Source organism: Flavobacterium sp. ASW18X (genome assembly GCF_005144745.1).
Lineage (GTDB): Bacteria > Bacteroidota > Bacteroidia > Flavobacteriales > Flavobacteriaceae > Croceivirga.
Window position 1 is genome coordinate 1 of record NZ_SWKK01000060.1, and the last position, 912, is coordinate 912.

1 protein-coding gene is annotated in these 912 nt (G+C 43.6%); it reads right to left on the reverse strand.

Annotation, left to right across the window (positions count from 1 at the left end):
* Nucleotides 1–912, reverse strand: a 912-nt coding sequence (locus tag FBT53_RS16190; RefSeq protein ID WP_370324261.1) for a hypothetical protein, incomplete at both ends; no start/stop codon positions are given.

Below are 912 nucleotides of genomic sequence, written 5' to 3' on the forward strand. Positions count from 1 at the left end.
CTGTACCTCCATCTTCTAAAGTCAATATGTTACCTGCTGCCAAACTTAAAGCCTGGTCATCAGTACTGTTCGTAGCCAATTCTGCCAATGCCCCTTCTACATCAGTCGATGTAAAGTTTCCTGCTGCATCAGTGATAGCTACTTCAGTTGCTGTTTGGTCGTCCGTACCGGCATTATCCAAGTTCGATAAATCTACTGTCTGCGTACCGCCATTCTCTAATGTGATGGTCAATACATTGGTAGCATTATCCAAACTGAATGCTGTGATGGCCTGGTCGTCCGTGTTATCCAAGAACGGAGTTAAATCTACCGTACCTCCATCTTCTAAAGTCAATATGTTACCTGCTGCCAAACTTAAAGCCTGGTCATCGGTGCTGTTCGTAGCCAATTCTGCCAATGCTCCTTCTACATCAGTCGATGCAAAGTTTCCTGCTGCATCAGTGATAGCTACTTCAGTTGCTGTTTGGTCATCTGTACCTACAAATGTAATTGGTGTTCCATTCCCGTTATTATAGGTAAACGTGCCATCCCCATTATTTGTTAGGTCGCCTTTTGCTATTGTTTGGGCAACACCATTTTCATTGGTATAGGTAAACGTACCGTTACCATTATCTGCTATATTGGTAATTGTTTCAGCAATACTTACCGAAGCGACATTCAAATACAAACCTCCGTCACTACCAACAGTAATATCATTGTTTGCATCGTTACTAACAAAATCGAAAGTTTGTGTTGTCCCCGTTTCATCGGTGTAGGTGTATGTTCCGTCACCATTGTTAACCAATGTACTAATGCTCGTATCGCTAATGGTAGTTGTTGTACCCGATGCATCCGTGAACACATAGGTGCCATCGCCATTGTCTACCAAGGCAACCGTGCCCGCAGCGGCGTTGATTTCATCTATCGCAGCTT